This is a genomic window from Rhizobium sp. NZLR1, assembly GCF_017357385.1.
Taxonomy (GTDB): Bacteria; Pseudomonadota; Alphaproteobacteria; order Rhizobiales; family Rhizobiaceae; genus Rhizobium.
Genome location: NZ_CP071633.1, coordinates 838,008 through 864,998 on the forward strand (window position 1 = coordinate 838,008; position 26,991 = coordinate 864,998).

At 60.7% G+C, this 26,991-nt stretch carries 27 protein-coding genes; 21 read left to right on the forward strand and 6 right to left on the reverse strand.

The window, feature by feature from the left end; all coding sequences use genetic code 11:
• Positions 1-133 precede the first annotated feature (133 nt).
• From araD to J3O30_RS26360, 11 genes are all read left to right on the forward strand, one after another.
• Positions 134-1,870, forward strand: a complete 1,737-nt coding sequence (araD, locus tag J3O30_RS26310) for an L-arabinonate dehydratase (protein WP_207584715.1) — start codon at positions 134-136, stop codon at positions 1,868-1,870.
• Positions 1,871-1,879: 9 nt separating this feature from the next.
• Complete coding sequence (locus J3O30_RS26315) at positions 1,880-3,070, forward strand: mandelate racemase/muconate lactonizing enzyme family protein (RefSeq protein ID WP_207584716.1); 1,191 nt, start codon at positions 1,880-1,882, stop codon at positions 3,068-3,070.
• 22 nt (positions 3,071-3,092) lie between these two features.
• Complete coding sequence (locus J3O30_RS26320) at positions 3,093-3,803, forward strand: ribonuclease activity regulator RraA (protein WP_207584717.1); 711 nt, start codon at positions 3,093-3,095, stop codon at positions 3,801-3,803.
• Positions 3,804-3,869: 66 nt separating this feature from the next.
• Positions 3,870-5,387: an aldehyde dehydrogenase (NADP(+)) gene (locus J3O30_RS26325; RefSeq protein WP_207584718.1), complete on the forward strand. Its 1,518-nt coding sequence runs from the start codon at positions 3,870-3,872 to the stop codon at positions 5,385-5,387.
• 336 nt (positions 5,388-5,723) lie between these two features.
• Positions 5,724-7,244 carry an ABC transporter substrate-binding protein gene (locus J3O30_RS26330; RefSeq protein ID WP_207584719.1) on the forward strand — a complete coding sequence of 507 codons (1,521 nt, stop codon included), beginning with the start codon at positions 5,724-5,726 and terminating at the stop codon, positions 7,242-7,244.
• Positions 7,245-7,314: 70 nt separating this feature from the next.
• Positions 7,315-8,376, forward strand: coding sequence for an Ldh family oxidoreductase (locus J3O30_RS26335; RefSeq protein ID WP_207584720.1), 1,062 nt, complete (start codon positions 7,315-7,317; stop codon positions 8,374-8,376).
• A 169-nt stretch (positions 8,377-8,545) separates the two neighbouring features.
• Positions 8,546-8,836, forward strand: coding sequence for a hypothetical protein (locus J3O30_RS26340; protein ID WP_207584721.1), 291 nt, complete (start codon positions 8,546-8,548; stop codon positions 8,834-8,836).
• A 39-nt stretch (positions 8,837-8,875) separates the two neighbouring features.
• Positions 8,876-9,280, forward strand: coding sequence for a hypothetical protein (locus J3O30_RS26345; protein WP_207584722.1), 405 nt, complete (start codon positions 8,876-8,878; stop codon positions 9,278-9,280).
• A gap of 67 nt (positions 9,281-9,347) precedes the next feature.
• Complete coding sequence (locus tag J3O30_RS26350) at positions 9,348-9,596, forward strand: hypothetical protein (protein ID WP_207584723.1); 249 nt, start codon at positions 9,348-9,350, stop codon at positions 9,594-9,596.
• A gap of 317 nt (positions 9,597-9,913) precedes the next feature.
• The gene (locus J3O30_RS26355) at positions 9,914-10,144 is read left to right on the forward strand and encodes a hypothetical protein (protein ID WP_207584724.1); all 231 of its coding nucleotides are present in this window, start codon (positions 9,914-9,916) and stop codon (positions 10,142-10,144) included.
• Positions 10,145-10,278: 134 nt separating this feature from the next.
• Positions 10,279-10,542: a hypothetical protein gene (locus tag J3O30_RS26360; RefSeq protein ID WP_207584725.1), complete on the forward strand. Its 264-nt coding sequence runs from the start codon at positions 10,279-10,281 to the stop codon at positions 10,540-10,542.
• Between the two features lie 87 nt (positions 10,543-10,629).
• On the opposite strand, the gene J3O30_RS26365 is transcribed toward J3O30_RS26360, so the two are convergent.
• Positions 10,630-11,700, reverse strand: a complete 1,071-nt coding sequence (locus J3O30_RS26365) for a LacI family DNA-binding transcriptional regulator (protein ID WP_207584726.1) — start codon at positions 11,698-11,700, stop codon at positions 10,630-10,632.
• Positions 11,701-11,878: 178 nt separating this feature from the next.
• Here J3O30_RS26365 and J3O30_RS26370 point away from each other — a divergent pair, with 178 nt between their 5' ends.
• The 4 genes from J3O30_RS26370 (at position 11,879) to J3O30_RS26385 (ending at position 16,254) form a co-directional block, all read left to right on the forward strand.
• The gene (locus J3O30_RS26370) at positions 11,879-12,706 is read left to right on the forward strand and encodes an ABC transporter substrate-binding protein (RefSeq protein ID WP_207584727.1); all 828 of its coding nucleotides are present in this window, start codon (positions 11,879-11,881) and stop codon (positions 12,704-12,706) included.
• A gap of 64 nt (positions 12,707-12,770) precedes the next feature.
• The gene (locus J3O30_RS33640; RefSeq protein WP_207584728.1) at positions 12,771-14,306 is read left to right on the forward strand and encodes an amino acid ABC transporter permease/ATP-binding protein; all 1,536 of its coding nucleotides are present in this window, start codon (positions 12,771-12,773) and stop codon (positions 14,304-14,306) included.
• Between the two features lie 189 nt (positions 14,307-14,495).
• Positions 14,496-15,632, forward strand: coding sequence for an FAD-binding oxidoreductase (locus J3O30_RS26380; protein WP_207584729.1), 1,137 nt, complete (start codon positions 14,496-14,498; stop codon positions 15,630-15,632).
• A gap of 115 nt (positions 15,633-15,747) precedes the next feature.
• The gene (locus tag J3O30_RS26385; RefSeq protein WP_207584730.1) at positions 15,748-16,254 is read left to right on the forward strand and encodes a hypothetical protein; all 507 of its coding nucleotides are present in this window, start codon (positions 15,748-15,750) and stop codon (positions 16,252-16,254) included.
• Between the two features lie 68 nt (positions 16,255-16,322).
• Here J3O30_RS26385 and J3O30_RS26390 read toward each other — a convergent pair whose 3' ends face one another.
• A complete protein-coding gene (locus J3O30_RS26390; protein ID WP_207585196.1) occupies positions 16,323-17,051 on the reverse strand; it encodes an endonuclease/exonuclease/phosphatase family protein in 729 nt (242 codons plus the stop codon).
• Positions 17,052-17,166: 115 nt separating this feature from the next.
• On the opposite strand from J3O30_RS26390, the gene J3O30_RS26395 reads away from it, so the two are divergent.
• Positions 17,167-18,129, forward strand: a complete 963-nt coding sequence (locus J3O30_RS26395; RefSeq protein ID WP_207584731.1) for a lysylphosphatidylglycerol synthase domain-containing protein — start codon at positions 17,167-17,169, stop codon at positions 18,127-18,129.
• Here J3O30_RS26395 and J3O30_RS26400 read toward each other — a convergent pair.
• Positions 18,076-19,617, reverse strand: coding sequence for a phospholipase D-like domain-containing protein (locus tag J3O30_RS26400; protein WP_207584732.1), 1,542 nt, complete (start codon positions 19,615-19,617; stop codon positions 18,076-18,078). The genes J3O30_RS26395 and J3O30_RS26400 overlap by 54 nt on opposite strands.
• Before the next feature lie 118 nt (positions 19,618-19,735).
• On the opposite strand from J3O30_RS26400, the gene J3O30_RS26405 reads away from it, so the two are divergent.
• A complete protein-coding gene (locus J3O30_RS26405) occupies positions 19,736-20,980 on the forward strand; it encodes a DUF763 domain-containing protein (RefSeq protein WP_207584733.1) in 1,245 nt (414 codons plus the stop codon).
• A gap of 22 nt (positions 20,981-21,002) precedes the next feature.
• On the opposite strand, the gene J3O30_RS26410 is transcribed toward J3O30_RS26405, so the two are convergent.
• Positions 21,003-21,452 carry a pyridoxamine 5'-phosphate oxidase family protein gene (locus J3O30_RS26410; RefSeq protein WP_207584734.1) on the reverse strand — a complete coding sequence of 150 codons (450 nt, stop codon included), beginning with the start codon at positions 21,450-21,452 and terminating at the stop codon, positions 21,003-21,005.
• A gap of 188 nt (positions 21,453-21,640) precedes the next feature.
• A complete protein-coding gene (locus tag J3O30_RS26415; RefSeq protein WP_207584735.1) occupies positions 21,641-22,558 on the reverse strand; it encodes a DMT family transporter in 918 nt (305 codons plus the stop codon).
• A 271-nt stretch (positions 22,559-22,829) separates the two neighbouring features.
• Between J3O30_RS26415 and J3O30_RS26420 the strand changes: the two genes are divergently transcribed.
• Together J3O30_RS26420 and J3O30_RS26425 are read left to right on the forward strand one after the other, a co-directional pair.
• Positions 22,830-24,113: an epoxide hydrolase gene (locus J3O30_RS26420; RefSeq protein ID WP_207584736.1), complete on the forward strand. Its 1,284-nt coding sequence runs from the start codon at positions 22,830-22,832 to the stop codon at positions 24,111-24,113.
• Positions 24,114-24,247: 134 nt separating this feature from the next.
• Entirely contained in the window at positions 24,248-24,565 is a 318-nt protein-coding gene (locus J3O30_RS26425; protein WP_207584737.1) for a YkgJ family cysteine cluster protein, read from the forward strand.
• A 97-nt stretch (positions 24,566-24,662) separates the two neighbouring features.
• Here J3O30_RS26425 and J3O30_RS26430 read toward each other — a convergent pair whose 3' ends face one another.
• A complete protein-coding gene (locus J3O30_RS26430) occupies positions 24,663-25,232 on the reverse strand; it encodes a nucleoside 2-deoxyribosyltransferase (protein ID WP_207584738.1) in 570 nt (189 codons plus the stop codon).
• 248 nt (positions 25,233-25,480) lie between these two features.
• Here J3O30_RS26430 and J3O30_RS26435 point away from each other — a divergent pair, with 248 nt between their 5' ends.
• On the forward strand, positions 25,481-25,726 hold the full coding sequence (locus J3O30_RS26435; RefSeq protein WP_207585197.1) for a DUF982 domain-containing protein: 246 nt from the start codon (positions 25,481-25,483) through the stop codon (positions 25,724-25,726).
• 222 nt (positions 25,727-25,948) lie between these two features.
• Complete coding sequence (locus tag J3O30_RS26440; RefSeq protein ID WP_207584739.1) at positions 25,949-26,977, forward strand: substrate-binding domain-containing protein; 1,029 nt, start codon at positions 25,949-25,951, stop codon at positions 26,975-26,977.
• Positions 26,978-26,991: the final 14 nt, after the last annotated feature.

Here is a 26,991-nt window from a genome sequence, read left to right on the forward strand (position 1 = left end):
ATCCTTTTACACCATTCATAGCTTTACGTGACCTAATGCACAAGAATGCAAAGTTGCGGTTGATATATATGGCAAACTAAAATATTAGTTGGAGAAATTCGTAGAGCAGCAAGCGAAATGGTGGGAGAAAGCCGTGACCGCGAGGAAAACGTACGAGCAACTGCGGTCGGCCCGATGGATGCTGCCGGATGATCAGCGCTCGTTCGGTCACCGGTCGCGGACCATGCAGATGGGGTATGCGCCGGAGGATTGGCACGGAAAGCCGATCATTGCCGTCATCAACACCTGGTCCGATGCCCAGCCCTGCCACATGCATTTCCGCGAACGCGCCGAATGGGTGAAGCGCGGCATCCTTCAGTCGGGCGGGTTTCCCATGGAGCTGCCTGCTCTTTCTCTTTCCGAAAATTTCGTCAAGCCGACCACGATGCTCTATCGCAACATGCTGGCGATGGAGACCGAGGAGCTGTTGCGGAGCCATCCTGTCGACGGCGCCGTTCTGATGGGCGGCTGCGACAAGACGACACCGGGCCTTGTCATGGGTGCGGTCAGCATGGGCATTCCCTTTGTTTATCTCCCTGCCGGCCCGATGCTTCGCGGCAATTATGCCGGCAAGAGCCTGGGCTCCGGCACCGACGGATTCAAATACTGGGACGAGCGGCGTGCCGGCACGATCACCAAGGAGGAGTGGCAGGGCATTGAAGGCGGAATTGCCCGCAGCTACGGCCATTGCATGACCATGGGCACGGCGTCGACGATGACAGCGATCGCCGAGGCTATGGGATTGACACTGCCGGGCGCCTCCTCGATTCCGGCAGCCGACGCCAACCACCAGCGCATGTCGGCCGCCTGCGGTCGCCGCATCGTCGATATGGTGTGGGAGGATCTGACCCCCGACCGGATCATAACGCCGGCGGCCGTCGACAATGCTGTCACCGTCGCCATGGCGACCGGTTGCTCCACCAATGCGATCATTCACCTGATTGCCATGGCGCGACGCGCCGGCATCCCGCTGGAGCTCGATGACCTCGACCGCATCGGTCGCACGACCCCTGTTCTTGCCAACATTCGGCCTTCTGGTTCGACCTACCTGATGGAAGATTTCTTTTATGCGGGCGGCCTGCGGGCGCTCATGAAGCAGCTCGGTGACAAACTCGATCCGACCGCGATAACCGTCACGGGCAAACCCCTGGTGGACGGCCTCGACCAGGTGAAGATCTACAATGAGGACGTTATCCGGCCACTGTCGAACCCGGTCTATCACGAAGGTTCGCTGGCAGTGCTCAAGGGGAACCTGTGTCCTGACGGCGCGGTCATCAAACCAGCGGCCTGCGACCCGAAATTCCATCGCCATTGCGGCCCGGCCCTGGTTGCCGACAGTTATGCGGAGATGAAGAAGATCATCGACGATCCCGATTATCCGCTGACGCCGGACACGGTGCTGGTGCTGCGCAATGCAGGCCCGCAGGGCGGGCCCGGCATGCCGGAATGGGGCATGATCCCGATGCCGAAGGCGCTGTTGAAGCTCGGCCTGCGCGACATGGTGCGCATTTCGGATGCGCGCATGTCCGGAACGAGTTTCGGCGCCTGCGTGCTGCACGCCGCGCCGGAATCTTACATCGGCGGGCCGCTGGCATTGCTGAGAACCGGGGACATGGTCGAGCTCGATATTCCGGCACGCAGCCTCAATATGCTGGCTTCCGAAGAGGAGATCGCAGCCCGACGGGCCGCCTGGGTGGCGCCGACGCGACATTACGAGCGCGGTTACGGCTTTATGTTCTCCAAGCATATCGAGCAAGCCGACAAAGGCTGCGACTTCGACTTCCTGACGACGGAATTCGGTGGCAAGACTCCGGAACCGGCTATCAATTGAGGAACCACGATGTTTGATCCCAATCGACGCTCGATCCCCGCACAACCGCCCAAGGCTGGCTTCGCCGCCGGCCCGTCCAAGCTGGACGCCATCCGATCGGTCACCCTGTCGCTTGCTTATCTGCCGTTGGCGCGGCCGATCAGCGACGCCAAGGTGTTGACGGGCCGGCAGAAGCCGCTGACGGAGGTGGCGTTTCTGTTTTGCGAGATCGTTTCCGAAGCGGGCCATAGCGGTCTCGGCTTCAGTTACTCGAAACGGGCGGGCGGACCCGCTCTTTATGCACATGCCTGCGAGATCGCCGACAACCTGATGGGCGAAGACCCCAATGATACCGCACGGATATGGGACAAGCTCTGCTGGGCCGGGGCCTCGGTCGGCCGCTCCGGCATTGCGACGCAGGCCATTGCCGCCATCGACATCTGCCTCTGGGACCTGAAGGCGAAACGGGCAGGCCTGCCGCTGGCAAAATTGCTAGGCGCCCATCGCGACAGCGTCGCCTGCTACAACACTTCAGGCGGCTTCCTGTCGTCGAGCGTCGAGGAAATCCGCGATGCTATCGATCACTCGATCGCCGCCGGTATCGGCGGCATCAAGATCAAGGTCGGACAGCCGGACCCGATGGCCGATCTTCGCCGGCTTGATGCCGTGACCAGCCATATCGACGGCCGTGTGCCGCTGATGGTCGATGCCAACCAGCAATGGGATCGCACGACGGCATTGCGCTTCGGCCGGCTTGTCGAGCCGCTCAATCTCGAATGGATCGAAGAGCCGCTCGATGCCTATGACGCCGAGGGCCATGCGGCACTGGCGCGCGAACTCGCCACGCCGATCGCCACCGGCGAGATGCTGGCAAGCGCCGACGAACATATGGCCCTGATCCGCGCCGATGCGGTCGACTTCATTCAGCCGGATGCGCCGCGTGTCGGCGGCATCACGCCCTTTCTGCGCATCTGCGCGCAAGCCGAGGCGAAACGCCTGCGCCTGGCGCCGCATTTTGCCATGGAAATCCATTTGCACTTGGCGGCTGCCTATGCGCACGAGCCGTGGGTAGAGCATTTCGATTGGCTGGCGCCACTGTTCAACGAGCAGCACGACATCAAGGACGGCCGGATGATCGTGCCCGCACGTCCGGGGCTTGGCTGCAGCCTGACGGGCAAAGCCCGTGACTGGACAGTGGAAACGCGCAGCTTCGGCGGCTGAATTTGAACGAGGAGAAGGAAATATGAACCCCGCAACCCGTGAAAAGCTGATGGGCGTCTCGGTCGCGACCCTCTGCTCGGCGCTGTTCAAGCGCGGCTTGAGAAATCAGACGGTCCAGGATGTTCGGCCCGTGCAGCCGAAGGGCCGCAATATGGTGGGGCCGGCCTTCACGCTGCGCTACATGCCGGCGCGCGAGGACCGCAACGCGATGAACGTCTTTCGAAACCCGAAACATCCGCAACGGCTTGCCATCGAGACCTGCCCCGACGGCCATGTTCTGGTGATGGACAGCCGCAAGGATCCGCGAGCAGCCTCCGCCGGTGATATTCTGATTACCCGCCTGATGATGCGCGGCGGTGCCGGCGTCGTCACCGATGGCGGTTTCCGCGACGCCGTGACGATCGGTGGCCTTGATATTCCCGCCTATCACAATCGTCCTTCCAGCCCGACCAATCTCACGCTGCACGAGGCGATCGACATCAACGTGCCGATCGGCTGCGGCGATGTGGCGGTCTTCCCGGGCGACATCATGGTTGGCGACGACGACAGCGTGATCGTCATCCCGGCCGAGATCGCCGACGAGATCGCTGACGAAGCGGTGGAAATGACCGCTTACGAGGATTTCGTCACCGAGCGCGTCAAGCAAGGACATACGATCATCGGCCTCTATCCGGCCACCGACGAAAGCAACCTGACGCTCTTTGCCGAATGGCGGAAGGTGAATGGCCGCTAAAGCCGGCATCTTGGACAACGGATCACCGCATCAGGACGGAGCGAGGCTCCGCCGAGGAGGATAACAATGAGCTGGACCCCTTCAGGCAGACATTTCATCGCCGGTGAGTGGATTGCCGGAACGACGACATTTCGCTCCGAGCCGGCGCACGGCCCGGCGCATGACTTCGCCGTCGGCACGACCGATCTGGTCGACCGCGCCTGCCGCGCTGCCGAAGGTGCCTTTGCGGCGTTTTCAGCAAAGACATGCGAGGAGCGCGCCATTTTCCTTGAGACGATCGCCGAGGAGATCGACAGACGTGGCGAGGCCGTCACGCTCATCGGAACTCAGGAAACCGGGCTCCCGGAGGGCCGGCTGAATGGCGAGCGCGCTCGCACCACCGGCCAGCTCAAGCTGTTTGCCGAGCATATCCGCAAGCGTACGCATCTTGACGCGCGCGTCGATGCGGCGCAACCGGATCGCCAACCGGCGCCGCGGCCCGAGATCCGCCTGGTACAGCGGCCGATCGGCCCGGTCGCCGTCTTCGGCGCCTCGAATTTTCCGCTGGCATTCTCGACGGCCGGCGGCGATACGGCAGCCGCGCTTGCTGCCGGCTGCCCGGTCGTGGTGAAGGGACATTCAGCCCATCCCGGCACCGGTGAGATCATTGCCGAGGCGATCGCCGCTGCTGTCGAACGCACCGGAATGCCGGCTGGCGTCTTCAGCCTGATCCAGGGCGGGCGCCGTGACGTCGGCACGGCTCTGGTGACGCATCCCGCCATCAAGGCCGTCGGCTTTACCGGATCGCTGGTCGGTGGTCGTGCGCTGTTCGATCTTTGCGCCCAGCGTCCAGAGCCGATCCCGTTTTTCGGGGAACTCGGCAGCGTCAATCCGATGTTCCTGCTGCCGGCCGCGACCACTGCCCGGGCGGAGGCGATCGGTTCAGGCTGGGCCGGCTCACTGACGCTTGGCGCCGGCCAGTTCTGCACCAAACCCGGTATTGCCGTCGTGGTCGATGGGCCGGAGGCGGACAGGTTCGCCGGCGCTGCCAAGTCGGCGCTTGAAAAGGTGGCGCCGCAGACGATGCTGACTCAAGGCATCGCCACCGCCTATCACGACGGTGTCGATCGGATGCGGGCAAGCAATGCAGTCGCACCGGTTCTCACTGGAAAGAGCGCTGGCCGGGATGCAGCCCCGAACCTGTTCGAGACCAATGGCTCGGCCTGGCTTGCCGATCATTCGCTCAGCGAAGAGGTGTTCGGCTCTCTCGGCCTCGTGGTGCGCGTCGGCTCGCAAGAAGAGATGCTCTCCCTTGCCGAAAGCTTCCAGGGACAGTTGACCGCGACGATCCATATGGACGACGCCGATCTTGGTCTTGCCCGCGAGCTGCTGCCGATCCTCGAAAGGAAGGCGGGCAGATTGCTGGTTAATGGCTTCCCGACCGGCGTCGAGGTCGTCGATTCCATGGTTCATGGCGGCCCCTATCCGGCCTCGACCAATTTCGGCGCGACCAGCGTCGGGACCATGTCGATCCGCAGGTTTCTGCGCCCCGTTTCCTACCAGAATTTCCCCGCCGGCCTGCTGCCCCAAGACCTGCGCAACTGAAACCGGGGAAAAGCAAATTGATCGCGCCGCGACGGAACTTCGCAAGATCATTCGCCGGCTTCGAGGCAGATCAATGCCTGCGCCGCCGACCGATCTTACCGATGATGAGGTCGAGATGTCGCGCGGACTGTTTGTTTCGGCCGGCTAGAAATCGAGCGTTTCAGACAGGGTGGGCGCCCGTGTTTCGGGTGTCGCGCTTGATCGCTCCTCTCAACTGGTATATTAGTGCACTTATGCATTAGATCGGCTTTTGCAGGAGGAGGCGAGGGCCGCATCACCGGAAATGGGACGAAGATTCGCTTGAGGAGCGCCGACGGCGCATGGGAGGAGAACGAAATGAAACTGCATTTGCTAGCTGTCTGCTTTTCAACCACGATGATCGGGCTGAGCGGTGGCTCGGCTCACGCTGAGGATGCCAAGAGCAACGTGACTGTTGTGCTTGCCGAAACCGTCGATGTCGTCGAGCCTTGCATGGCGGCGCGCCAGGACGTCGGCCGGGTCATTTCCGAGAACGTCAACGAGATGCTGGTCGAATTCGACTACGTCAACGGCGGCCTCAAACCCCGTCTGGCGACGGAATGGTCGAAGATCGACGACGACACCTGGGAATTCAAGCTGCGCCCGAATGTCAAATGGCACGATGGCAAGCCGTTCACCGCCAAAGACGTCCAGTTCACGATCGAGCGCAACAAGAACAAGAAGCTCAGCTGTGAGACCGGCGGCAAATATTTCGGCGGCACGGAATTCAGCTTCGAGACGCCGGATGCCAACACGATCCGCATTACCACAAAACCGGCGCAGCCGATTCTTCCGCTGCTGATGACGGTGATGGCCGTGGAATCAGCCGAGGCGACACCAGCAGACGAATTCACCCGCAAACCGATCGGCACTGGCCCCTATACGTTCGACAAATGGGATATCGGCCAGTCGATCGTGCTGAAGCGCAATCCGGACTATTGGGGGGAGAAACCGCAGGTGGAACAGGCGACCTATCTGTTCCGCTCCGACAGCGCGGTCGCAGCCGCCATGGTCGATGCCGGCGAAGCCGATATCGTTCCGGCCGTATCGGTGCAGGATGCCACCAACAAGGAAACAGATTTCGCTTATCCGAATTCGGAGACGACATCGCTGCGCATCGATACGCGCGCGGCACCCCTCAACGACCGGCGCATTCGCGAGGCGATGAACCTCGCCATCGATCGTCAGGCAATGCTCGGAACGCTGTTCCCTGAACAGGCGAAGATCGCCACACAGCTCGTCGTACCCACAACGATCGGTTACAATGCCGATATTCCCGTCTGGCCCTATGACCCGGAAAAAGCAAAGGAACTGGTCAAGGCGGCGAAAGCTGACGGCGTCCCGGTCGATCAAGAGATTCGCATCATCGGCCGCAACGGGCAATATCCGAACGCCACCGAAGCGATGGAAGCGATGATGGCCATGCTTCAGGACGTCGGTTTGAACGTAAAGCTCGATATGTATGACGTTTCCGTGTGGAACGGCTACTTCGTGGCACCTTTCGTCGCCGATTCCGGTCCGACGCTGACGCAGTCGCAGCACGATAACGCGACCGGCGATCCCGTCTTCACCGCCTTCGTGAAATACGCGACCGACGGCTCTCACTCCATGGTTCGGGATCCCGCAGTCGACGCCCTCATCGCCAAGGCGACCTCAGCCACCGGAGACGCGCGCACAAAACTCTGGAAGGAGCTTTTCGCCAAGGTGAACACCGAGATCATCGCCGATATCCCGATGTTTCACATGGTCGGATTCACCCGCGTTTCGCCGCGTCTCGATTTCAAGCCGACGATCGCGACGAATTCCGAGCTGCAGCTATCGCAGATCCGCTTCAAGTAAGCCGGTTTGCGGATTGACGCGCGGGCCGCCTTCCCTGAATGGCCCGCGCTTTCGATGACATGACGGATGGATGCCTATGCCGCTGATTGACCGCATTGACCTCACCCAATTCGCCGAGCAGATATTGATCCGCGCCGGGATGGAACCCGACAAGGCCAAAATCACAGCCGCCGTCCTGGTGGAAGGCGACATGATCGGCCACGAAACGCATGGCGTCAGCCTTTTGAACTGGTATGTCGAAGCGTTGGAAGATGGTTCGCTGGCGAAGTCGGGTAGCTACGAGGTGGTCAATGACCGCGGCGCAGCCTTTGTGTGGGACGGCAAATCTTTGCCCGGCGCATGGCTGCTGACCAAGGCGATCGACCAGGCCTGCGAACGCGTACGCGATCATGGCGTCGTCACCGCCGCAATCCGAAACTGCCATCACACCTGCGCACTGTCAGCCTTCATGCGGCAGGTTACCGAACAGGGCCTCATCGTTCAGCTGTCGGTATCGCATCCCGCGGCAAGCCGAGTCGCGCCCTATGGCGGCACAAAGCCGCTCCTGACCCCCAACCCGATGGCGGCCGGCTTTCCGACATCCGAGGATCCGATTCTGATCGACGTCTCCGCCTCGATCACCACCACGACGATGACGCAAAACCTGGCGAACGCCGGCAAGAAATTCCCCGAGGCCTGGGCCTTCACCGCCGCGGGCGAGCCGACCGATGATCCGCGCGAGGTGACCGAACGTGGCGGGACAATGATGCCCCTCGGCGGTCAGTTGAAGGGACACAAGGGCTTTGGGTTCGGGCTGATCGTCGAACTGCTGGGGCAGGGGCTTTCCGGCAAGGGACGGGCGAACGCGCCGCCCGGTGTGTTTTCGCAAAGCGCATTTATTCAGGTCATCGACCCCGCCTTTTTCGCCGGGCTGGACGCCTTTACCGCGCAGTCCGATTATCTCGCCTCTGCATGCCGCAGCAACCCATCCGCGCCGTGGAACAATGGCCCGGTCCGCATGCCGGGTGACAGCGCAGCCCGCAGGCGCCGCTCGGCGTTGGAAGAGGGCGTGCCGGTCGGCGATGTGCCTTGGGAGAAGCTCTGTAAATATGCCGCGCTTTTTGGCCTGCGCATTCCTGATGTCGCCGCGTGAGGCACGCGTCTAAGACTGGCCTTGAACGCGCGATGCCAGTCCCAAGCTCGATCTCCTGAAGACGTGTGTCATGACGTTTCCAGCCGAAATATGGAACAATCTCTATCGTCTCTTGTTACATTAGCGATGAAATAAGTAACGCGCAAAGGCAGGAACAGCTGGAGGTTCCATGAAGCGGAGCATAGGGTTTGGGCTGGTTTTTGCCGTTATTCTGACGGGCTGCACGACCGGTGCAGGCGATTACGCGTCGGCGGGACTGGCCCCCATTCCCGGCAGCATCACCTATCATGGTCAGCCTCGCACGAAGTTGACGAAATCGCCCGTGGGTTCTTCCTTCCCGCACAGCTTTACAGATCAATGGGGACGCCAGGTCGAGGAGATTTACATCATCCGGCCTGATCGGAGCTTGCTGATCGCCGAGCGCCACTATCGGCCGGTCTTCTCGCTCGACGATAACTAGAACAGGATGATTTTACCCCCAGGGGAAGGAGAATTGATCGTGCCGCGACGCAAGAGCACTGAGACGACGACCCTCGACACCAAAGGAGCCAAGATCGGCGAACCGGTGCCGAAAGCCATCATCGATACGAACGCGGCCTCGGTCGGCATTCCCCGGCAGCCTGATCAGGGCCTGCGTGAGGAATTGAGCGCGTTGCGACAGCAAATCGACGCGCTCCAGCGGCAGGTGTTCGATGGTGCCCGATCGTTAAAGGGAGGCGCCCGGAAAGCAATGCGGCAGACGGAAGCGGCTGTGAAGCTCTATCCGGCTTCGACGCTCATCCTCGTTGCGGCCGTTGCGGGTGCGTTCGCCTTCGCTGGACGCCGCGCTTCTCTGCCGCGCCATCGCCATCAATCGCTGCGCGAGTTGAGGGATCTTTACGACACGATCCGCGAGCGCATCTGACAAGATTTCAGGATTGTCAGCATCGCGATTATGCCCGACACTTGCTCATCGAAGCGAGGGCAACCGCATGCTCGACATCATTATACGGAGCGCTCTTGATATTGTTCAGCGTACGGAGCGCCTGATCGAGGCAAGCAAGCAGCTGCTGAAGAGTGAAGACCTTGACGAAGTTGAAGTGTATGAACTCGATTGCGAGATCGAACGGCTCGGGGATGCGGTTTTCGTCGTGGACGAAGCCATTCGGTCACTTGCACGCGCCGTCGAATGTTGGCCGCAGGCCGCACGGGCCTACGGCATATACAGAACATTGCATTGATGGGCTGTCGCTGCCTTAGGTAGAGCTGGCAATTCACGGAGCCCGTTCCGGACGTGTTTTCGAGCCGCGATCTGCGTGTCACGCCGATGTCACGCGACCATGGAAACAATATGTGCTTGATCGGCATGGTTGGGATGAGGCTAAGGTCTCAGACCTAGCGATTGCCGTTCTGATGGCGGGAACCGGCCGCTCTGTTGTTTGATCGATTTTTAAGCGCATTGGAGACATTCGATGAGGGATGTGCTGCCGACTATCACGCGTGTCCTGAGCCGTGGACGGCTGGGGCAATCCTCCTTTTGTTTCGATGGGGCATCACGATGACCTCGAACACCTCCCGGCGAAAATCTCAGCCCCACGAATTCATCTTTCCGGTTCACACACGCACGATCGCAGAGATCAGATATGACAGCCTCAGCCGAGTCATGACGGTGGTCTATCACGACGGTCGCTCGACGACGACGACTGGCATACAAGGCCCGGCGATGCTGAGGATTCTCGCCCAGCGTCCGCTGGAGCGCTCTCCGTTCCTGTTGCAGACGGTCATCTGACCTGGAGAAACCGTCGCCACCTCTTGTCTCTGCCGCGTGACAAGGCATCCGCTGGCTAAATCGGCATGATTGTGCATCCATTTCCCGCAGGCTGCGTTCCTCTCCTACAGTCAGACCTAATGGAGTGAATGCCGATGACCTTTCCACCGCCGAAAACCGAAGCTCCCGCGCAACGCTTTGAACAGGCAACCGAGGCCGCGCGCGACGCATTGGAAAGACTGATTGCCGTCGCCAATGAGTCCGGATGGGCAACCGGAGAGATAACCGCGGCGCTGCTTAAGGCCGCGCAATTTCTGAGCGACGCCAACAAGAAAGATCCCGATCCGGCTGATGACCCTGTCATCAGCGATGCTTCCGCTAGGCAAGAGCAGATTGGTCATGGCGAGCTGTACGACTAAGCATGTCGCGCAAAAGTGCGCAGCGGTTTTGCAGCAACGACATGCGTAAAGACAAAACCTAAAGCGCGACGCGCTTTAACCCAGATTTTACCGGCCGATCGTCGCAACGGAGCCGCGCACGACGAGGCTGGTGGCAACGCGCAGACGTTCGACGGCAAGCGGGGTGCGTTCGATGCGGGCGACGAGCCGTTCGCCGGCGAGTTTGCCCAGTTCGTAGACGCGCTGGTCGACGATGGTGATCGGCGGAACGGTGACGCTGGTCCAGTCGGCGTCCAGAAACGAAATCATCGAGACATCCTGAGGGATCGACAAGCCGAGCGACTGCAGTGACTTGAAAATGCGCAAGCCCACGAGACTGTCGGATGCCAACAGCGCCGTCGGCGGCGATATCTCCGAGAGCAGGCGTTTTATCACGGCGTTTGTCTGCTGCTGGTTCGTGGCGCCGAGCCGGATGTAATGAAGAGGGTTCGGCAAACCCGCCTCGGTCAGAGCGCTGACGAAGCCTTCCATGCGTTCGCGCACGGCGGAATTTGATATCCGCCCGAGCTCAGTGAGCCCGCCGTCCTCGGCGTCCATGGCGGAGATATAGGCGAGGCGGCGATGGCCCTGGCCGATCAGATACCTTGTCGCGGTGAGTGCCGCATCCCTGTCATCCCCGGTCACGGCGTCGACATCAAGCTCCGGGATGGCCCTGTCGAATAGAACCAATGGCACGCCGGCGCGGCGGACGTGCTGCAGGTGATCGAGGCGATCGCAGCGGGCCGGCGTGACGATCAGGCCATCGACGCGTTTACCGATCAGCAGGTCGACCGCCGATTTTTCCGCATCGATCTGTTCGCCCGAATTGGCGATGATGACGTTGAAGCCCGCAAGCCGGGCTGCATCGGTAATGCCGCGCACTGCGAGGCTGAAGAAAGCATTCTCGATATCGCCGACCACCACGCCGATAATGCCTGAGCGTCCCGTGCTCATGCTTCGGGCGAGCTCGTTCGGGCGGTATTCGAGCGCGGCGGCGGCCGCCGTCACCTGATCCTTGATCTTGTCGCTGACGACGCCATAGCCGCCGAGCACGCGGGCTGCCGTCGCCTTCGAGACCCTTGCTGCCTTCGCGACGTCGGCAACCGTGACTGAACGTTTCGGGGCAGCGGAATCTTCCATGGCGCAGCACTACAAGAGTTGTTGACGGCCGGTCAATTGACAGATATCAAATATGTCGTGAGACCGGTCTCTTTATATAGAAGACCGGTATCTTGTCCAGAAGTCTTCGTCGCACGGGCGACGAGACCGGATGATAACGAATGCCGACAAGAGCATCCCTTCAGAGCGGAGAACGAACATGAAGCCTTTTGAATCTTTCGCGGCCGTCGCGGCTCCATTGCGGGCTGGCCTTCTGACGTGCCTTCTGGCGATGGGGGCCGGCTCTGCGGCCGCGGCCGACAATCCCTATAGCCTCATCGAGCCCGGGGTGATCAGCGTCGGCACGATGGGCGATGCCAAGCCCTATACGTTTGCGACGGCGGACGGCCAGTTCACCGGTTTCGATATCGAGTTGTTTCTCAACGTCGTCTCCCGCCTTGGCATTCCGAAAGACAAGGTCACGTTCACGGGCCAGGAATTCTCCGCACTTCTGCCGTCGGTGGCAAACGAACGGTTCGATGTTGCTGTCGCGGCGATCGGAACCACCGAAGCCCGGAAGAAGACCGTCGACTTTTCCGACGGCTATCTTGCCGGTTATCTCTCGGTCCTGACGGCGGATTCCGGCATCAAGGATGCCGACGGCCTCAAGGGCAGGCGTCTCGGCGTCGTGCAGGGGACCTTGCAGGAAGTCTATGCGGCCAAGAATTTCGGTGAGGCCGATCTCGTGAAATTCCCCGACAACAATTCCGCCGTGGCTGCCCTCAACAACGGAACGGTCGATGCGCATTTTCTCGACTACGAGGCTGCCAAACAATATGGCGAGCGCTATCCCGCGCTGAAGATTGCGGTCAACATCCCGTCCTTCGATGCGCCAGCGGGCTTCGTGATCCGCAAGGGAAATGACGCCTTCCGCACGGCGTTGAACACAGCTCTTCACGACGCGATGCAGGACGGCACCTGGAAGACCCTCTATGAAAAATGGTTCCCCGGTTCGCCGATGCCGGACCAGTACCTTCCCAAGAAGTAACGTCGTAAGCCGTCCGCTCCGGCGGACGGTTTCATGCCCGGCTTGGGCTTCGATGAGGATCTCGATGAACTGGCTTGAAAATCTGCGCCGCAGCTTCCTGGACTGGGACGCCATGGCCGAAGTGCTACCGAGCATGATCAGCGTCGGCCTGAAGAATACCCTGATCCTGGCCGCCGCCTCGACCGTGCTCGGCGTCGTTATCGGCATGGCTCTCGCCGTCATGGGTATCTCGCAGTCCCGCTGGCTGCGGCTGCCCGCGCGCGTCTATACCGATGTCTTCCGCGGTTTGCCGGCGATCGTCACGATCCTGATCATCGGTCAGGGTTTTGCCCGGATCGGACGGGAGATCTTCGGTCCGTCGCCATTTCCGCTCGGCATCCTGGCGCTCAGCCTGATTGCCGGGGCGTACATCGGCGAAATCTTCCGATCAGGCATCCAAAGCGTCGAGCGCGGCCAGATGGAAGCCTGCCGGGCGCTCAGCATGAGCTACGGGCAGGGCATGCGCTTGATCGTCATCCCGCAAGGCATCCGGCGGGTTCTGCCGGCGCTGGTCAATCAATTCATCGGAAACGTCAAGGATTCCAGCCTCGTCTATTTTCTCGGATTGCTCGCCTCCGAGCGGGAGATCTTCCGCGTCGGGCAGGATCAAGCTGTCGTAACGGGCAATCTGTCGCCCTTGTTGCTGGCGGGCGTCTTCTATCTCGTCATCACCGTGCCGCTCACTCACTTGGTCAATTACATCGATGTGCGACTGCGCCTGGGAAAACAAGGCCGCAGCTCGGGTGTTGCGAGTGGATTGGTCGAGGTGAGCGAAATGCGCGCCGCCGGTCCGCAACCCCCGGCAAAATCTGTCGAGCAGACCGAACCGCGCTTCAAGGGTGGTGCCCTGAACGTCCGGGATCTCACCATGGCCTATGGTAATCTCGATGTGCTGAAGGGTGTCGATCTCGACATCGCCGCCGGTACCGTCACCTGCATCATCGGTCCTTCCGGCTCGGGAAAATCGACGCTGCTGCGCTGTATGAATAGGCTGGTGGAACCGAAAGGCGGCGACGTCCTGCTCGATGGCGCCAGCATTCTGGCCATGAAACCAGAGCGGTTGCGCCGGCGCGTGGGCATGGTGTTCCAGCACTTCAACCTGTTTCCCGATCACACCGCGCTTGAGAACGTCATGCTTTCACTGACGAAGATCAAGAAGATGTCGAGGCAGGAGGCGCGACGCATTGCCGAGGCGCGTTTGGCCGAGGTCGGTCTTGCCGAGCGCAGAAATCATCGCCCGGCAGGTCTGTCTGGCGGGCAGCAGCAGCGCGTCGCCATCGCGCGTGCTCTTGCGATGGATCCGGAACTCATCCTGTTCGATGAAGTGACGAGTGCGCTCGATCCCGAATTGGTGAAAGGCGTTCTCGACTTGATGGCAGCTCTCGGCCGCCAGGGCATGACGATGGCCGTGGTGACGCATGAGATGGGATTTGCACGCAGGGTGGCCGACCAGGTCGTCTTCATGGATGAGGGCCGCATCGTCGAAGCCGGCTGCCCGGGGCAAATCTTCGACAATCCCCACAGCGAGCGGCTGAAACGCTTCCTTGCGGAAGTCCTCTAAAGCATGTCGCGCAAAAGTGTGCAGCGGTTTTGCGGCAACGACATGCGCAAAAAACAAAGAGCCAAAGCGCGAGGCGCGAATCTGAAAGATCGCGACGCGCTTTAGCCCCTGACGCGAGGCATGCCGCTGAGGGCTCCTACGACGGATGCATGGAATTCGTTCGACATAGCAGGAAACAAGGTTATCGACATGAATGCTTCCCCCAAACCTTCGAAGGTCGTCGTCATCGGTGGCGGCATATTCGGCGTCTCGACGGCTGTCCATCTCGCTCGCCTCGGGATCGCCACCGTGCTCGTCAGCGATGGGCCGCTTGCCAATGGCGCCTCCGGCCGTTCGCTCGCCTGGCTCAATTCGGCCCGGAAACGCTCTGATGCCTATCACCGGCTGCGCCTCGCCGGCATCGACCGTTATCGCACCCTTGCTGCCCGATATCCGGATGCGCCCTGGCTGCGTTTCGATGGCGGCCTGACCTGGGATGCCGATGACGCCGGCAATGAGATAGCCGAGGTCTTCGACTTCGAGCGCGACCTCGGCTATCACGCGCAATGGCTGGCCCAGGAAAACATTCCCGGCGCGACGCCCGGCGTCGACGCCGGTGCGGTGACGCCGCAGGGCGCGATCTTCAATCCCGGAGAAGGTTGGGTCGATCTTACCTCGCTGATCGGCCTTCTCGCGGAGGAATTCCGTTCGCTCGGCGGCGAGGTCGTGACGGACGCCGGGCGCGCGGCGATTGATGTCGAAGGCGCCCGTGTCTGCGGCGTGAGCGCAGCGGACGGCAGACACTGGGACGCGGAGTCTGTGCTGCTTGCCGCGGGCGGCGCCGTTCCGGCAATCGTTGCCGAAGCCGGCCAGCATATCGACGATGCAACGCCGGTCGCGCTTCTCGTCAGGACCAAGCCGATCCGCCATTCGCTGAAGGCCGTGCTCAACACCCCCCGCGTCGCCATCCGACCCATGCCGAATGGCGGCTTCGCCCTCGATTCCGCCTGGTCCGAGGAAGAGGTCGAAGTGAAGCCGGACGGCGGCTATGAAGTCAGACAATCGACGTTGGACGGGCTGCTGCGCGAGGCGTCAAAAGTTCTCGAAGGCAACCCGACGCTCGAGATCGAAGATTATGGGGTCGGCCCAAAGCCCATTCCGGGCGATGGCGAGCCGGTCTTTGGCGAACTGCCGTCGATCTGGGGTTACTTCGTCGCCTTCAGCCATAGTGGCGCCACCCTCGGCCTGATCGCCGGTGAACTGCTGGCCGACGAGATCGCCACCGGACGCCGTCATCCGCTGCTGGCGGAGTTTCGGCCCGAACGTTTCAGCGCGTCGCGAGGATGACGGTCGTGGAAGGAGCGGAAGTCCGACTCGGCGCCGTTGCGAACCGCGACCGGCGTCCGATGCATCCTTCTGAGCCGTCGAGCGTTCTATCGCCAGGAACAACTGGAGATCCATCATGTTCAAGGACGAACTCGGGGACATCGGCACAAACCTGGACAGGCGCGACAATACCGGCACCGCACCGGCTGCTTTCGAAGATGCAAACGCCAATCCCGATCTCATCAGGCGTGAGGGCTTCGCGAGCGAGGCCGAATATCGGGCTTATATCGCGACGCTCGGTGGTCATGCTCCGGTTGGAGGCACCTTTGAGGAGCCTCTCCTGGCCTCTGACAATCATGCCCTGGAAGGCCGTCTGCGAGAACTGAGAGAAGAACTCGAAAACCTCCGCGCCCGCCTTCAGGTGATCCAACATCAGGCTGCGACCGTCGTTGCGGCGAACGTCCGCTGGGCCGATGCAAGCGCCCACGCGCAGCTTGGCAATCAGCCCTGGCTCAAGCTGGCCGGCGCAATGGCGGCAACATTCGTCGTCACGAGAGGCATCACGCGGCTGCCGCTCGGAACCGTGGCGACGACGGCGCTACCGTTGGTGGCGGCCGCGATGAAACGGAAGTCCGTCAGGTGAACATCGTCCTCTAACGGGACATCGGGCACGGCACACTTCTGCTTCAATCGCCTTCTCTCGGCGTCCGTTTAGGCGAAACTAATTTCCGCAAGGAGAGGCAGGTGATCAGAGGCGACCCTTGTCAGTCGGTTTTCCAGGACCGTCGCCTGTTTGACGACGAGATCGTCGGAAACGAGAATGTGGTCAAGGCGCATCAGCGGATAGCGGGAAGGGAAGGTTGCTCTTGGTGTGGCCTTGCCTTCGCGCTGAGCATCCTTCAATGACTGAGTGGCAAGTCGGTAAGTCGCCGATGCCGGAATGGCGTTGAAGTCGCCGCAAAGGATGGTGGGGAGAGATTCGCCCGCTGTCCCGCGCAGCCAGCCCGAGTTCAACAGCGTCGTCATCTGCCGCATGCGCTCGCGGCCGCGAAGGCCAAGATGGGTGTTGACGACCAGCAGTTTTCTGTCGCCGACCAGTATTTCGACCGAAAGGGCACCGCGCTGTTCGCCGATGGATGGCAGCGGGCCGGCCTTGACCGCGCCAGTCGGCAGCGCGGTGATGATCGCATCGCCATACTGCTCTTCGGCAATCGACAGCGCCGGATGAAAATGAGCCTGCATCTCCAGAAGCGCGGCGATCGTATGGGCCTGGTCGATGCCGCCGGTCCTGCGCCTGAGGACATCGACCTCCTGAAGAGCGATGATGTCGGCTTCCGCCTCGGCGATGACTGAAGCAATGCGTCCGGGATCGAGCTTGCGGTCGTTGCCGATACAGCTGTGCACGTTATAGGTTAAGAGTTTGATCGTTTTTTCCGACATGAGTCCGCTGAAGCTTGTCCTCGGGGACATGGATCTCGTTCCCCAGGGGAACACAAAACTCATTTGATCGTTCCAGATTATCGAACCATCCCGTTTGCACTCCTGAGGACAATCGATGAGCTTGAAAAACATGATCTGGAATGGACTGCTCGTTGCTGCCCTTTGTTTCGCGGTCTTCCTTCTTTACCGCATCTTCCAACAGTACAGCCTCGAGCAGATCGTCCAATCGGTTCGCAGCATACCTTTTTCGAATTTCTGCGTAGCCCTGCTGTTTGCGGCGGCATCCTATCTATGTCTTGGCTGTTTCGATCTCCTGGCGATCCGTTCACTCGGCAAATCCTTGCCTTACCCCAAAATCGCGTTGGCTTCGTTCATCAGCCTGTCGCTCGGCCACAATATCGGTTTTGCCGGACTGAGCAGCGGCGCCTTCCGCTACCGTTTTTATTCGCGCTGGGGGCTGACGACCGAGGATGTCGCCAATATCATCCTGTTTTGCGGCATCACAGTCGGGCTGGGGCTGATCACGCTTGGCGGCCTGGCGATGATCATCAATCCCGGCGACGCCGGGCGCCTGCTGCGGCTCGATCCGGCCGGTGTGCGCATCTTCGGCTTGCTGGCGCTCATCGTGCCGGTCGTCTATGCGGGGCTGGCGTTTTTCATCCGCAGCAAGTTGCGGCTTTGGCGCTGGTCCTTTCAGTTGCCGCGATTTTCGATAGCGGTCGCGCAAGTTGGAGTCGGCACGATCAACTTCGGGTTCGTTTCTGCCTGTCTCCACCAGATGCTCTCAGCCTTCGGCGATGTTGCCTTCTTCAGATCGGTAACAGCCTACGTGCTCGCCAACTCGGCAATTCTTGCAACGCATGTTCCAGGTGGTCTCGGCGTGCTCGAGGCGACCGTCTCCTATGCGGTGCCGAAGGAAGCATCCATCGGCGCGCTGATCGCATTCCGCTGCGTCTATTTCTTCATTCCGCTGGCGCTTGGCGCAACGCTACTCGCAATCAGCGAGGTCGTCTTTCGCCGCCGATCACGTGGAGCGAACGAGACGGCGGACGAAGGCGCCGAGGCCCAGTCGGCTTAGCAGTGTGGTGGGCCGACCCGGGTCGAAGAGCGCGGTTCCCATGACTGGCTTGGTGCTGCCGGCCATGTCGACTGCAAACTCGCGCAAGCCGCGGCGACCATCATTCAGCGTCTCGATCGCTTCGATCACCGATCCTGTCCGAGCGAAGGCTGCAGCAAAGGTCTCGGCCGCCCTTCCTAGGTATTCCGAAAGCAGGCGGTTGCGAAGATCCACGATCCCCCGGCGTTGATCCTCGCCGTCGGCCTCCAAGAGCATATCGCATTCGGTATCAATTGCTTCCGAGCGGTTGTTGATGTTGGACGAGCCGATGCGCACCAATTTGTCATCGGCAATTATCAGCTTGGAGTGGACGAGCACCTCCACTTCTGTGCTCGACGCCAGCGGGGCTCGCCCAGGGGCAGTGGCTTTGGGCATGACCGGCCCCGGAACAACGGGATAGTAGATGCGCAGCCGATGAGCGCGATCAGCGCGTTTGAGGCGACGGATGACACGGTCGCGATTATTGCCCATGACAAGCTTTTCGATCAGCCCGTGAGAGCTGCGCGTACAGATGATGATGACTTCAGGCCCGTCTTCCTCCTCAAGCCCGGCGGCGATGGCCTCCGCGACGCGGAAGGAGGCGAGGTATTGTGCTTCGATGTAAAGTGATCGCTTCGCCCGGGCGATCACATCAAGTGTCATGTCGATACCGTCGCTTACGCCGGTCCGCAAGGCCGTCGAGGGTTCCGTCAGCGCGAAACTGACCGAAATATCTCCGATCGAAACCGGCAGATCATCGGGCCAGACGAAAGGCGCGCTCGCGACCAGCGGCGAGTGGCTTTCGCCGGTGGCGTCTTCCCAGCGCCGCCTGGCGATATCGCCGATCAGCTTGGCCGCGTCGCCCGTGACCATCGCTTGAACATCGTGCAGGGGGTCGTAGGAAACGCCGGCGGGATCACGTCGCAGTTTGTCTTTGGCGCGATGAAGCCAAGTGTCCCACCGCCGCGCCGTCAGATCCATCCCACCGATGAAGGAGACCGCGTCGTCGATGCAGACGAGTTTCTGATGATGGCAGCCGCCGACTGCCCGCGCGGAATCGAAGCGCAGATCGATCCGGGCATTCTTCGGGAAATTCTTCTTGCGAAACAGCTGCAGGGACTTGTTCGAATAGAGGGGGCCGAGTGCCCAGACGAGGATGCGTATTTCCAGTTCGGGATTTTCCGCCGCGAGACCGTGCAGCAGGTCGGCAAGCGTCTCCTCGGATTTATCGGGTTCCATCAGGATGTCGGGATTGAAATCCCATCCGATGATCCAGACAGTGCGCCGCGCCTGCCGTAGCGCCCGCGCCAGCTCGGCAAAATAGCTGTTGCCGTTGATCAGGAAGGCCGCCTTCGCGGCACTCCCTTGCAGGTCAAACCCACTGCAATCTTGCCTTTTATGGCCGACCAGCGCCGGCAATTTTGCCTGTGTCAGCGTCGGATGATTGAAGACGGTCTCAATTGCGGTCATGATTGCCTCTGCCTCTAACTGGGGAAACAAACGCTTGGAATATTTCTGGGTTCCCTGCGGTGGCGGAAGAGGCGGCCGGGCTGACTTCGTCCGGCGATAGAAAGCCTAAGGAAACGCGATGTCACAACGAGCAGGCAGTGCCGATCTTCCGCTTCACGGGGGACGTGTGCCACATTGGCTGGGCGACCGGATGACGCGACTCGGTACGCTGATCACCGAGGCGATCGTTCATCACTATGGCCGCGACGAATTCCTGCGCAGGCTTGCGCATCCCTTCTGGTTCCAGTCCTTCGGCGCGGTCATGGGCATGGACTGGCATTCCTCCGGCGTCACCACCAGCGTTCTCGGCGCCTTGAAACGCGGACTGAAGCCGCGCGCCGGCGAACTCGGCCTGCATGTCTGTGGCGGCCGCGGCGCGCAGTCGCGCAAGACCCCGCAGGAGCTGCTGTCGATCGGCGAACGGGTCGGTCTCGATGGGGAGGGGCTGGCGACGACGAGCCGTCTCATTGCCAAGGTCGACAGCGCCGCCCTTCAGGACGGGTTCGATCTTTATCTGCACGGCTTCATCGTCGCCGATGACGGCCATTGGGTGGTCGTGCAGCAAGGCATGAATGGCGACAAGCGGCAGGCCCGGCGCTATCACTGGCTGTCGGAAGGGCTGGAGAGCTTCGTCGACTCGCCGCATGCGGCCATCGAGGGCAGGAGCCAGGGCGAGATCGTCAATCTGGCCGACAGGCGCGCCGAGCGTTCTCGGCGTGGCCAACTCGATCTGCTGGCGACGCTCGGTCCCGACCGGATCGTTCGCGAGGCCGCCGCGCTGCTGCGTGTTGAGCACCCGGCGCCCGAGCCTGCCGAACAACCGATGCTGCCGCACCTGATCATGCCGACCCATCACGACGTTCGCGAAAGTGACATCATCATGAGGCGCCTGCACGGAAATCTGGCCGCCGCAGCCGACCGTGGACCGGCGGATTTCGAAGAGCTGCTGCTGGTTCCAGGTGTCGGTGCCCGCACCGTGAATGCGTTGGCCCTGGTGGCCGAAGTCGTCCACGGCGCGCCTTGCCGTTTTTCCGATCCGGCGCGCTTCTCGATCGCCCATGGCGGCAAGGACCGCCATCCCTTCCCAGTGCCGCTCAAAGTCTATGACGAGACGATCGGCGTGATGAAATCGGCGGTACAGAAAGGCAGGCTCGGACGGGAGGAGGAACTGCAGGCGCTGAAGCGCCTCGATGACCAATCCAGGCAGATGGAACGCTACGTCACCGGTCCAGACCTCAAGGAAATTATCGCCGGCGAATTCCGCCAGTCCGCCGATTTCGGCGGCCGGAGCGTCTTCGGCTGTGAGGAGCCGCCCGCAGAGTAGGGCACCCCTTTGTGCCACTGTCTTAACTCGCTGCGCCGGGTAGGGTGACCTCGCCGTTTTCCTCACCATCCCAGTACCGGATGGAGGACGCCGAAACTTTGATAAGAACGATCCCGGGAGTGTCCACACCTTCAGGAAACCACCGCTGGAGATCGGGCACCCAATGTTCTTCGAACGCCGCCTTGTCCCGCACCAGCGAGGCGAAGCCCTCGACAGCGATGAAAATCCCCGGTTTGCCGAGGAGGCTGGGAGGTGCCGTGAACGTCAGCGAGACGATGTCGATGCCTTCGATCTCCGTGATTTTCCTGCTGTCCTCATACGAAAAGAACCAGGAATCCCCGTCATATTCGACGTCGCCATTATTGCTCATCGGTCGGGCCGAGATGCAGCCCGACCCGGCGTTCGTCGACAGCATGCAGAAATCGATCTTCTTCAGTTGTGAGGATAGGTCTTCGAGGGTCATGGACGCCATTGCGATCTCCCGGGTTTGAATGCTCGGGAGTAGCGTGCAGGCGTCCAAATTGTTCCGTGGAAAGCCTACGTGACTAAGCCTCCATCCTTTTGATCTATTCCCGCAAGGTTTAAGGATGGAAGTATGCAGGAATTCCAGGGGTTACAGCAGCGTCCTATGCAAAGCTGAAGATAAGCGGCGCTATACCCTCAATGGCCGTCGGGCGGGACGGCTTCGACCGGAACCGTCTCTTTCAGGTTCTTCCGGTGGAAGATGAAGAGCCCGGCAAAGACGATGATTGCGGCGCCGATGACGATCTGTGCATCGGGAATATCATTGAAGAAGAAATAGCCCAGAATGATCGCCCAGAGCAGCAGCGTATACTGCAGCGGCGCCAACAGCGATGCCGGCGCGAGCTTCAGCGAGCGTGTGATCAGCAGGTGCGCGCAGGAGGCGACGATCCCGAGCAATAGCATGCCGGCCCAATCGACGAGTGTTGCCGGCTGCCAATGGCCGATGCTCAACACGATGCCGGTCGCCAGGGCGGCGATCGTCTGCCATGTCACGAGCGTCGTATCGCTGGTCGAACGTAGATAGCGGCTCATCACCAGCGACAGCGCAAAGGCAAAACTGCCAACAAGACCGAAGAGCGACGGAAGCGACAGCATCGCCGTCGATGGACGCAGTGCAATGACGACACCTGCAAAGCCAAGCAGAACGGCAAGCCAACGGCGCCAGCCGATCTTCTCTCCGAGAAAGAAATGCGAGAGCGCCGCAATGTAGATCGGCCCGGCCATATAGAAGGTCATGACATCTGCGAGCGGCAGATAGGCGACGGCGGCGTAGAACAGGGCAACATCGGCGGTCGCCATGGCGACCCGGATGAACTGGAGGCCCTTCTGTTCGACGCGAAACAGGGCCATCGGCCCTTGTCGCGCGATCATCGGCCCGAGCACAACGAAAGCGCCGACGGAGCGGATAACCAGCACTTGGCCGACGGCAAAGCTTGCGACCAGCCACTTGCCCATCGCATCGTTCAGTGCAAAGAGCAGATCGCCGAGCAGCATCAGCACGACGCCGGTCATGATCAGGTTTCCGGCATTGGCTGCGGCCGTCTTGGTCTTCATATGGCGTCCTTGCAAGAGGGGCCGCTCAGGCGCGGCCGAGGTCGGCTTCAGCTTTAACACCGCCGATGTCAACGGTTAGTTTCACCCGCAATTTGATTGATCGCCGCCATCGCTGGGGCCGCGGTGCTCCCGTCACGTTCCCTAGCGGGGCGTCCTCGCCGCTATGCCGGACATCTGCGGATACAAATCGGCGTGACCTCGGACATATCTCGGATACATGAAAAAGGCACCGTCTTGGGGCGAAAATTCAACCCTAAAACGGAGTTTCCCTTTGACGTCCCTCCCTCCTGATATTAACCGCCGCAATTTTCTGGCGGCCGCCGCCATCGCCGGCACTGCAACGATATTAAAGCCTGCGATGTCATTTGCTTCCACTGGCGCAGCCCACGAGATTCGACCTTTCAAGGTAAGCGTTCCCGACAGCGCTCTCCAAGAGTTGAAGCAGCGCCTTGCCTCAGCGCGATGGCCCGCCAAGGAAACCGTCGGTGACGACTCCCAGGGCGTCCAGCTCGACCGTTTTCGCGCCCTCGTGAACTATTGGCAGGACGGTTACGACTGGCGGAAGGTCGAGGAAAAGCTCAATGCCATTCCGATGTTCATTACCGAAATCGATGGGCTCGACATCCATTTCATCCACGTCCGCTCCAGGCACGAGAACGCGCTGCCGTTGATCATGACCCATGGCTGGCCGGGTTCGATCCTTGAAATGCTCAAGGTCATCGATCCGCTGACAAACCCGACAGCTCACGGCGGGAGGGCCGAGGATGCCTTCCATCTGGTCGTTCCCTCGATTCCGGGCTTCGGTTTTTCCGGTAAACCGGACGTGCGGGGATGGGGTTCCGACCACATCGGTCGCGCATGGAGCACGCTCATGGACCGGCTCGGATACCAAAAATACGTCTCCCAGGGTGGCGATTGCGGCTCGGTCATCTCGCAGCGCATGGCGCATCAGAACGTTCCCGGTTTGCTGGGCATTCATCTCACCATGCCTGCAATCGTCCCGCGCGAAATCGTACCTCTCCTCGCTGCAGGCGCTGCCGCACCCGAAGAGTTCAACGAGGAGGAGCGAGCTTGTTTCGATAAGCTGGCGATCTTCTACCGAGATAGCGCTGCCTACGCGCAAATGATGGTCACCCGTCCGCAGACCATCGGCTATTCGTTGGTAGATTCACCGGTCGGAATGGCCGCTTGGATGTACGACAAGTTTGCTGAATGGACATTTAGCGACAAGCAGCCGGAAAAGGTCCTGACGCGCGACGAGATGCTCGACGACATTTCGCTCTACTGGTTCACGGAGACCGGTGCCTCGGCTGCCCAAATCTATTGGGAAGACCATACCAACAACTTCAATGCCCTCGACAAGATCCCGACGTTGCCGGTGGCGGTCAGCGTCTTCCCAGGGGAAATTTATCAAGCCCCGAGGTCGTGGACAGAGCGAGCCTACGGCAACCTGATCTATTTCAACGAGGTTGATAACGGCGGACATTTCGGCGCTTGGGAACAGCCCGCGATCTTCACGAACGAAGTTCGGGCGGCGTTCCGTTCGCTACGCTAAGTCGAGTGCTTGATGGCCGTCGCGATTGCGGCGGCCATCCCTTCAGCCGCAAGCGAGCGCGTCGTCCGATATCCCTTTCGAGTTCTGTTTCAAGCACTTTGCGTTAAGGGCGGGTGTCGTGGTAGGAGTTGGGTATGAACTCACTAAGCGATATAGATTGCCAAAGCTGCGGCGCGTGTTGCTCTTTTTCATCGGATTGGCCAAGATTTTCTACGGAAAGTGATGCTGCTCTCGATTTGCTGCCACCGCGCTTCGTTGCGGCAGATGAGACGGGAATGCGTTGTAGCGGGTCGCGTTGCTCTGCGTTGGCAGGTCGGGTCGGTTTTGAGACATCGTGCCTCGTTTACGATATTCGGCCTGTCGTTTGTCGCGAATGCGTTCCTGGAGATGATGCCTGCCTGATGGCGCGTGAAGCCTTCGGATTAACGCTGCCGCATCAGATCCTCGGGTAGGCCAGCGCTTGAACGGGAACCAAATTCATAGCTTTGCGCGGAAGATAAACGAATTCGGGCGATTTATCCTCGACCTCGAACGCCTGAACCAAGCATTTTAGCGCAGCTTTTCAACGGCGATGGCGAGACACGTCTTGAATGCGGCGAGGTCGGTATAGAGCGCATCCCGAGGCGCGTCTCCGACGATGAGGACGCCACCGCGCCGCTCGATCCCGGCGTGCAGCATGAGATTGTCGGCCAGGCCAAAATCCTCGACGGCAATCCCGTTCGGGTCTCGCAGTCGACCGTCGGCATCATAGGCGAGGGCCCCGCCGTAAAGATCGCTCACCCGTCCGCTGTGATCTCGGGCCACATTCGTGTAGGCGAATACCGGCTTACCACTTGCGCACATGAATCCGAGTTCGAAGGCCGTCCCGGTATCGGCGGCAATGCCACGAAAGGGCGTCAGATTGGCGATGATGGCGTCAGCCTCCATCATCATCTTTTCGTCCACCGCGTTTATTGCCGCTGCGCGCTCGCGCTTCGAGTTCGTGTGCGGGATTTCCAGATCACCGGGCGAGAGTGGGAAAAGTCCCGCCTCGCGCGCAAGCGCTGCCTTCCGGTCGAGCATTTCACGGGCGTTTGGAAGGAAGACCTCCGGACCGGCCAGATAAACTTTTTTTGTCATAGACGAATTGCACCTTAATGGGATGGGCTCGGAATACCTCCCTTGCTGTATAGCCAAGGAGGATCACAATCCAGTGGACGAGAACCGCCCGCGACGCGCAGCGTGTACCAATCAGATCGTTAGCCGATGGAATTGTTCCGTAGCGTGTTGGTCCGGTCGATGGCTCTTCATAGGACTAAAGCCCTATGCTGGAACGAGCCCGCGCAGATGACGTTCAGCCGATAGCTGAAGGAGCTGAAGAGATGTCGATGCGCCGCGATTTTTGGGACCAACCCGTTGAGGTCATCATTGGGGATGGCGACCACCTTAAGAGTATCCGCAGCAGCCGGGACGCGCTCGCATATCTCATGACCTGTTGGCCGCGTGAGAGAGCAGCCTCCTTCGCCGTCGCGAAGAGGATCTGCACGGACGCCGTTGACGGGCGGGCAGATCCATCCGCTGCCGCATTGGCATTCAAAGTTGCGGCTGAGGAAGCCGGCGTCCTTCACCGCTAGCCGTTCTTTGCGTCGAGGAAAAGCGATTGGGCACACAGTCGGACCTTCAGTGATTTCATGTGAAATATATTTCAGTGCGTGAATTTTATTGACAGCTCTCTATCGTTGGGATTACCTGCCCATACCGGACTTCGAGGAGGAACTCCGGTCTTCAATGGATCATCGGCAGCCGCTCAGGTGCCGCCGGATATTTGGGAGGGGCCTCGGCCTCGAGGAGGAAACTTGCGCAGATTTCTAAGCACGACCGCATTGGCGGTCCTCGCATCGACACTATTGGCTGGCGTGGCCAGCGCAGACACGGAAAATCCGTTCCGCTGCAAGCCGGGCGAAAAATACGTCATGAATGTGATGGTCTCGGGCGTCGAATATTGGTTTCCGGTCTATGAGATGTTCAAGCAGGCCGGTCAGCAGCTCGGTTGCGAGACGGCTTATACCGGCACGCCGGAATATGACGTCAACAAGCAGATTGCCACCTTCGACCAGGCGCTGGCCCAGAACCCGGCCGGTATCCTCGTTCATCCGATGAACTCCGACCCGTTTATCGAGCCGATCAACCGGGCTATCGATCAGGGCACGGCGGTCGTTACCTTCGCAGCCGATGCGCCGCTCTCCAAGCGCATCTCGTTCATCACCTCGGACAATACCCGCGAAGGCACCTATGCGGCCGACGCGATCGCCGGAAAGATGGGCGGCAAGGGGGAATATGCCGTTCTGGAAAATCCGGGCCAGGATAATCATGACAAGCGTATTGCCGCCTTCATCGCCCGTATGGAGGAAAAATATCCGGAGATGAAGCTGGTCGGCCGCGCCGCGTCCAACCAGGACCCGAACAAGGCCTACCAGGGCCTGATGAGCCTGGTGCAGGCCCATCCGAACATTGGCGCCGTCTTCATGCCGGAAGCGAACTCGGCAATCGGCGCTTCGCAGGCCAACAAGGAAAGCGGCGGCAAGATCCTGGTGATGTGCGCCGACGTCAACGCCAACATCCTCGACATGATCAAGGCGGGCGAGGTGTTCGGCTCGATCAACCCGAACCAGGGCATGCAGGGTTACATGGGCTTCATGCTGCTGTGGCTGGCCAAGCATCCGGAACTCATCGACCCGATGAACGACGCCAAGCGCGCCAGCTTCAACCCGATGAGCATTCCGTTCGTCGACAACGGCCTGTCGATCGTCACGGCTGACAATGCCGACGACTTCTACTGGGACAAGTACCTGAAGCGGCGGGGCACCAAAGGCATCGAGGAGTAAGCCTTTGGCTGGCT